Source organism: Sporosarcina koreensis, assembly GCF_001531445.1.
Taxonomy (GTDB): domain Bacteria; phylum Bacillota; class Bacilli; order Bacillales_A; family Planococcaceae; genus Sporosarcina; species Sporosarcina koreensis_C.
This window is the reverse complement of the sequence record NZ_LQYA01000055.1, coordinates 1-7,471: the sequence shown is the minus strand read 5'-3', so window position 1 is coordinate 7,471 and position 7,471 is coordinate 1. Positions and strand designations below refer to the sequence as shown.

Sequence of the window (7,471 nt, the reverse complement as noted above, 5' to 3'; positions counted from 1 at the left end):
ATTCATGACTGTCAACTTGGCGATCGGTTTATTCACACCGCCAGTAGGGTTGAATCTGTTCGTCGCGGCAGGTATATCGGGTACATCGATCGGAAGGTTGTCGATAGGGGTACTTCCTTTTATCGTCGCTTCGCTCATCATTCTAATGCTCATTACGTTTATACCGCAAATATCGACATTTTTACCAGATCTGTTAAACGTCAAATAGGGGGAGTTTGGCATGAAACTTAAGGGGCAGACAGCAATCATTACGGGAGCGGCGAGCGGCATCGGTGCCGAATCCGCCATCCGTCTTGCAAGAGAAGGCGCAAATATCATCCTGATCGATTTGAATCCTTGTAGTAAAACGATCAATTCCATCCAATCGGAAAACCCAGATTCGAAAGTTTTGGAATGTCTAGGAGATATCCGTGACCCGGAGTTCGTTAAAGCGGCTGTCGCGCGTGCTTCGGATTCATTCGGAGAACTTCATATTTTAGTGAACAATGCGGGAACTTGCGGGAGACTTGGCATCGACACGATGACACTCGATATTTGGGACCGTGATATGGATACGAATGTCAAAGCCGCATTGCTGTTCATCCAGGCGGTCGTATATCCGCATATGGTTGAACAGCAATATGGAAGAATCGTCAATATCAGTTCTGTTTCCGGGATAAACGGCGGTGTCACTTCGGGGAATGGCGCGAATGGCCGATCCGGACCAGCTTATGCTGCATCAAAAGGGGCAGTAATTGCCTTGACGAAATGGGCTGCAAAAGAATTAGGTCCTCTCAATATTACATGTAACTCAGTGGCACCGGGGGCAACTGAGACGGGGATTACTTCGGGTGTTCCTTATGATGTCAGCCAGCAAGTGATCAAACGGATGGGTACGCCTGCAGATATCGCGGAAGCGGTCCTTTACTTCGCATTGCCGGAATCCGGCTACACGACCGGACAAGTTTTGAAGGTGGATGGGGGCTATAGCTTTGGATAAGCGGATTCAGGCTGTATACGATAAGACATCTGATCGGATTGCCGGGCGCTTAATGAAAGGAATCGATCTATTTGAAGGCATTATAGGTGCTTGCAAGGAGTTCGGCGTGGAAGCTGCTCAGTTTCAATGCCTCGGATCTCTCCAGCACGCGACTTATGTCCAATTGGATCAAAATGAAGACGGAAGTTTGCGATACTCATCGGAAGTCGTAACCGATACACCGGTTGAATTGTTATCGGGAACAGGGTTTGTAGGCCTTGATATGGAAGGGGAAATGGAAGTCCATTTTCACGGCATGTTTGTCGATTGCAATAAGAGTTTAAATGGCGGACATTTTATTGACGGAAAAAATCCGGTCGCTGTCACGATCGAGTTCGTACTCTTTCCATTGAACGGCATCCGTATGCAACGGGGATTGGATGAGATTTACGGCATTCCTGTATTTCAATTTAAGGAGAAGGAGTGAGGGGCATGGAAACATTGGGGAAGTTGGCAATGAAGTCAGCCGCCGCCTATCCGGACAAGGTGGCAATGAAAGATAAAGACCGGGCATTTACATACCGGGAAATGAAGGAACGGGTTTTTGCCCTGACGTCATATTTCCATGAGCTGGGTTTGCACAAAGGAGACCGGGTCGGAATTTTAATGGCGAATCGTATCGAGCATATCGAACTTGACGTTGCAACAGCGCTGGCGGGCGTTATCAAAGTCCCATTGAATTATCGTCTTCATCCGAAGGAGCATGAATATATGCTGAAGGATGCTGATGTAAGTCTCATTATCGGCGATAAAGGATTAATTGAACCGATTGGGACGGATGTTGCTGTCTTGACAATCGGAGACAATTACGAAAAAGCGGTCGATGCTCATATCGGAAAACGTCATTTGGAGGAAGTCGGGGAAGACGATCTGTTTGCGATCATGTATACATCGGGAACGACAGGCAATCCGAAAGGCGTCATGCTATCTCACCGTAATATGATATCCGGCGCTTTATCGCTAGCAGTCGCTTGTGATACGAACTACGACGACATAATTGGGCATGTTGCTCCATTGACGCACGGCAGCAACTTCCTATCACATGTCTCCTGGCTGTATGGCTTAACACAAGTCGTGTTCGATAAATTCGAGCCCGATGAGTTTGTCAATGACTTGGCGCGAGAACGAGTATCGACAATTTTCCTCGTGCCGACGATGGTGAACTTAATGATTCAGCATCCGAATTTCGACCCGGCAAAGCTGTCGACATTGAAAACGATCAATATGGCAGGCTCGGCGATTGCTGCAAGTAAGCTTGAACAGGCATTATCGCTTGCTGGTCCGATTTTTGCCCAAACTTATGGGCAAGTCGAAGCGCCGATGTGCATTACGATGATGCCGAAGAAGGAAATGGAGAATAGGCTTGAGTCATGCGGACGCACAGGCCTTTTCGTCGATGTGAAAATCGTCGATGATGAAGGAAAAGAAGTCATTGACGGGGAAGTCGGCGAAATCATCTGCAAAGGCTCACTCGTCATGAAAGGATATTGGAATAACGAGAAGGCGACGGAAGAGACGTTGAAGGAAGGCTGGCTTCATACAGGGGATCTCGGTTGGAAGAGTGCAGAAGGATATCTTCATATCGTCGACCGGAAAAAGGATGTCATCATTTCAGGAGGCGTCAATATTTATCCGCGTGAAGTGGAGGAAGTGCTCAATTTACACACAGGTGTGAAGGAAACTTGTGTAATCGGCGTTCCCGATGAAAAGTGGGGCGAAAATGTCGTTGCTTACGTCGTCTTGAATGGAACTGCAGAAGTGACAGAAGATGAACTTATCGCCTTATGCATCGAAAATATGGCAAGCTTTAAAAAGCCGAAAGAGATTCATATCGTGGATGAATTGCCAAAGAGCTCGTACGGAAAAATCTTGAAACGGGAACTCCGTAACAAACATGAGGAGGTCAAGGCATGACGAATGTATATGTCCACGGAATCGGAATGACGCAATTCGGGACGTTTGTCGACAAATCAATGAAGGAACTGCTTTTGGAAGCGTGTATTCAAGCGTTGGAGGATGCCGGTAACCCGAAAGTCGATGCTGTTTTTGTCGGCAATTTCATGGGGGGCGCTATTTATAATCAAGAAATTCTCGGCGCAATTGTCGCAAATGAACTCGGTCTTGGCTTCATTCCGACGGCGAAGGTCGAAGGGGCTTGTGCTTCAGGCGGAATTGCATTGCGCCAAGGGATTATGGGGATTTTGAGCGGTGAATATGAAACGGTCCTCGTGGCGGGCGTGGAGAAGATGAAGCATGCATCCACATCCGACGTGACCCAGGCGATCAACGCGGCGATGGACAATGATTCGAATGAGAAGCAGGCGGGATTGACGTTCCCGGGTTTTTTCGGCGTCTTGGCAAACCGTTATTTTCATGAAACAGGCGCCTCGAAAAAACATTTGGCGATGGTCGCTTTGAAGAACCGCGAACATGCTTTGAATAATCCGCTCGCGCAATTCCAAAAGCCCGCGACACTTGATGAAATCATGAATGCCCGGATGATTACAAATCCATTAGGTCTGTTCGATTGTTCGCCGATGACGGATGGGGCGGCTGCGCTTATCATTTCGAAGCGGAACTCCGGCGTGCATATCCTTTCATCCGCCCAAAGTTCGGGACCGACTCAGATGCAGGACGCGGAAGATCTATTGTCGATTCCGGCAATCCGTGAATCTGGCCGCCTCGCTTATGAAAAAGCGGGAGTGGGACCAGAAGATATTGATGTCGTCGAAATCCATGACTGCTTCTCGATGACGGAAGTTCTGGCCATAGAGGAATTAGGCTTCTTCAAAAAGCGCGAAGGTTGGAAGGCGGTCGAAGAGGGGCGGACGAAATCGACAGGGGATAAACCGGTCAATACGAGCGGCGGCTTGCTGTCGCGCGGCCATCCGATCGGAGCGACAGGGATCGCCCAGATTTATCATCTTGTCCGGCAGCTGCGAGGCACAGCGCCGAACCAAGTGGACGGGGCAAGGCTGGCATTGGCGCAAAACTTAGGCGGCACTGGTTCGTATTCGACCGTGCACATTTTGGAGAGGGTGTGATGACATGAAGATTTTCAAATGCAATTCATGCGATTACGCAAGTGTTTCATCAAAATACACATGCCCAAAATGCAGGTCCGGCAAACTCGAAGCGCAGGAAGTGTCTCCGGAAGGAACGGTTTTCAGCTTTACGGATATCCATATCGCTCCAGCCGAGTTTGCGGACATCGCCCCCTACACGATCGCGCTAATCCAGCTTGACGAGGCAGATGTGAAAGTGACCGCCAGGATGGATGGTCCGGTGCAGATTGGCGATAAGGTCGCTTTGGACAAAATGGAGGATGGCGCTTATTTGTATACAAAATTATGACGACTTGTGCTTGGAATCAGTAATGATTCCAAGCGCAGGTCTTTTTGTAAAGGAGGAAATCCGTTGAAAGCATTGCAAACTGCGACAGGAATTGTTTCGAAATATTTGCCGATATGGATTGTCCTTCTATCCGTAATCGCGTACTTGGCGCCCAATTTTTTCATCCCAATACGAAGTTTGACTGGCGCGGGGCTTGGAACGATCTTCCTGCTAATGGGATTGTCGTTGTCGACGGATAAACTGATGGCAGTCATCAAAAACCCGAAATTTGCGTTTATCGGTGTCTTACTGAAATGGACGATGACAGTAGGCGTATCGATAGCTATTGCTTATCTGTTCTTCAAGGACGAAGCGGAAATTGCGACAGGCGTCATTTTGGCGGGGGCTGTTCCAAGCGGCACATCCGCCAATATTTACACGTTCATCGCAGGCGGCGAAGTGGCATTGAGCATTACGATGGCGACAATGGATACATTCATTTCGCCTGTATTGACGCCGACGCTCGTGCAAGTGTTTGCAGGAAAATTGATCCCGATTGCGTTTTGGCCGCTGTTCCTGAATATAATTTACATTGTCTTCATTCCGTTGTTGGCGGGATTGTTCATCCAATGGAAGTGGACGAAAAGGGTGGAAGCGATCAGGCCGTATACATCCGTCCTCTCCCAGCTTGCGCTTTTCATCGTCATCCTGTCCGTCATCTCGAGTGCTCAACAATCATTGGAGCAGAATTTATCAGTGCTGCCGCTCATTTTCGCAGCAGTCTTCCTTCAAGTGTGCATCCCGATGACAGGCGGTTATTTCATTGCGAAGCTGCTGAAGGTGGCTGAACAGAATGCCCGCGCCATTCTGTTCCATACAGGCATCTGCAACACCGCCCTCGCCGCGACTCTTGCGATGGAGCATGTCAGCTCCCTCGCTGCAGTACCGGCTGTCGCCAATATGGTCGTCAACCTGACAGTCGGAGCGCTCGTCGCAAGCCTGTTTGAAAATAAATTCAAAATACACGAGCAAGATTCTATTGTTATCAGTGAATGAATTCGACATGATGGCGTATGCGGCCCCTTGATCATTCATACGTTTAAGTATTAGCTAGTCAGGGGGTTGCGCGTTGAAAAAGAGGGCACTGAACGTCATGGCTGTCATTTTACTACTGCTAACGATGGCGGCTTGCGGAGGGAACCCGCCGGCCGCCCTTACACCGAAGGACGCTGTCGAGCTGGCCACCGCATGGACCGGAACGGCAGCAATTATCCAGGCAGGCGGATTGTACAAGGAAGGCGAGTACAAGACATTCGCCTATAAAGGATTGGAATACCGCTATATGGCCGCCCACTTGGATTCCAAGAAGAAAATGAAAGCGGAACTGCAGAAATTCGTGACGAAGAAGAAAGCGAAACGGTTTATGAAGGAAAACGGAATCCTGAAGCATAAAGGGAAGCTGGCATCGCCAGAAGCAGAAGCGGCATCGGGTTCGCTGCTCCAATGGGAGATCGCAACAGCAAAAGTGTTAAAAACGCAAAAGAGCAAGATGACATTCGAACTCACGGTCCCGATCGGCGACACCCGGACCGCTGAAACGATTATCGTAAGCTACGAATACGTGAAGAAATCCGGTTGGCGGATCGATAAATTCAATGAATAGCAGCGAAGGGCTCAAATTATCCAATATGAACGAAAGAAAAACGCATAAATCCAAATAATGACGCATAAATCGTTCCAGATGCGCAAAAAAATTTATGCGTGTTTGTTGTGATTTATGCGTTTCTAGACAAATTTATGCGCGTCTATTCATTTTTTTACGCGCATTCCAGCAAAAGCGTTTTCAAATTTCCCTATCAAAAATAAAATAAAAATATTTTTTAATTGTCATATTTCCATCGATATGCAATATATCACTAATGTAAGCGGATACAAAATTAATCATAATTCATAATTGAACAATAATTATAAAAAGACGGTTGACGAGAGCGCGAATCCGATATATGATAGCAACAATCTATTTAGATATGTGATTCATTTCACGCAATTTAATTAGTTTAAAAGCTCTTGGATGATTTGATTAGGAGAGATTGCAATGAGAAGTGACATGATTAAAAAAGGGATCGACCGTGCGCCTCATAGGAGTCTATTGTATGCAACGGGCGTCAAAACGAAAGATTTGGAGAAGCCTTTCATCGGCGTCTGTAATTCATATATTGATATTATTCCAGGCCATAAACATTTGAATAAATTTGCTGAAATCGTCAAAGAGGCAATCTGGGAAGCAGGCGGGGTGCCATTCGAATTCAACACGATCGGTGTAGATGACGGAATCGCGATGGGGCATATCGGAATGCGTTACTCGCTGCCGAGCCGCGAACTGATTGCGGATTCTGCTGAAACAGTCATCAATGCACACTGGTTCGATGGTGTGTTCTACATTCCGAACTGTGATAAGATCACGCCTGGCATGCTGATGGCGGCGGTTCGGACGAATGTCCCTTCCGTCTTCGTATCAGGAGGACCGATGGAAGCGGGTGTTTCCTCATCAGGTTCACCACTCTCCCTCACATCTGTATTCGAAGGTGTCGGCGCATACAAATCTGGCAAAATGACGGCGGAAGAGCTTCTCGACATTGAAAACAATGCATGTCCGACATGCGGATCGTGCTCGGGAATGTTTACGGCGAACTCTATGAATTGCCTGATGGAAATGCTAGGTTTGGCATTGCCAGGCAATGGAACGATAGTCGCCACTTCCGATGAGCGTCATAAGCTCATCAAAGATGCGGCGAAGCACTTGGTTCGCATGGTGAAAGAGGGAGTCAAACCGCGTGATATCGTCACGAAGGAAGCGATCGATGATGCATTTGCACTCGATATGGCAATGGGCGGATCGACCAATACGGTTCTACATACATTGGCGATTGCACATGAAGCGGAAATCGAATATAGCGTCCAGGATATTAACAAAGTTGCCGAACGGGTTCCATATTTAGCGAAAATCATGCCGGCATCCGATATTTCCATGGATGATATTTTCAAAGCAGGCGGAGTCAGTTCTATCATCAATGAACTTACAAAAATACCTGGAGCCATCCATCCCGATCGCATTACGAT

The 7,471-nt window shown here is 47.7% G+C and carries 9 protein-coding genes; all 9 read left to right on the top strand.

The features are described 5' to 3' along the window. Positions 1 to 208 (top strand): TRAP transporter large permease subunit (locus tag AWV70_RS24440; protein WP_235588601.1); only part of this gene is annotated, 208 nt, incomplete at its 5' end. 12 nt (positions 209 to 220) lie between these two features. Then, positions 221 to 979 carry an SDR family NAD(P)-dependent oxidoreductase gene (locus AWV70_RS09515; RefSeq protein WP_060206508.1) on the top strand — a complete coding sequence of 253 codons (759 nt, stop codon included), beginning with the start codon at positions 221 to 223 and terminating at the stop codon, positions 977 to 979. After that, positions 972 to 1,445, top strand: a complete 474-nt coding sequence (locus AWV70_RS09510) for a PPC domain-containing DNA-binding protein (RefSeq protein ID WP_060206506.1) — start codon at positions 972 to 974, stop codon at positions 1,443 to 1,445. Before AWV70_RS09515 ends, AWV70_RS09510 begins: the two co-directional genes overlap by 8 nt. Before the next feature lie 5 nt (positions 1,446 to 1,450). Next, entirely contained in the window at positions 1,451 to 2,932 is a 1,482-nt protein-coding gene (locus tag AWV70_RS09505) for a class I adenylate-forming enzyme family protein (protein WP_060206504.1), read from the top strand. Beyond that, the gene (locus tag AWV70_RS09500) at positions 2,929 to 4,062 is read left to right on the top strand and encodes a thiolase C-terminal domain-containing protein (protein ID WP_060206502.1); all 1,134 of its coding nucleotides are present in this window, start codon (positions 2,929 to 2,931) and stop codon (positions 4,060 to 4,062) included. Before AWV70_RS09505 ends, AWV70_RS09500 begins: the two co-directional genes overlap by 4 nt. Positions 4,063 to 4,066: 4 nt before the next feature. Continuing rightward, entirely contained in the window at positions 4,067 to 4,372 is a 306-nt protein-coding gene (locus AWV70_RS09495; protein WP_060206499.1) for a Zn-ribbon domain-containing OB-fold protein, read from the top strand. 63 nt (positions 4,373 to 4,435) lie between these two features. After that, a complete protein-coding gene (locus tag AWV70_RS09490) occupies positions 4,436 to 5,407 on the top strand; it encodes a bile acid:sodium symporter family protein (protein ID WP_060206498.1) in 972 nt (323 codons plus the stop codon). Between the two features lie 73 nt (positions 5,408 to 5,480). Then, on the top strand, positions 5,481 to 6,014 hold the full coding sequence (locus AWV70_RS09485) for a DL-endopeptidase inhibitor IseA family protein (protein ID WP_060206497.1): 534 nt from the start codon (positions 5,481 to 5,483) through the stop codon (positions 6,012 to 6,014). A 432-nt stretch (positions 6,015 to 6,446) separates the two neighbouring features. After that, on the top strand, positions 6,447 to 7,471 hold a 1,025-nt coding region (locus AWV70_RS09480; RefSeq protein ID WP_201024346.1), incomplete at its 3' end, for a dihydroxy-acid dehydratase.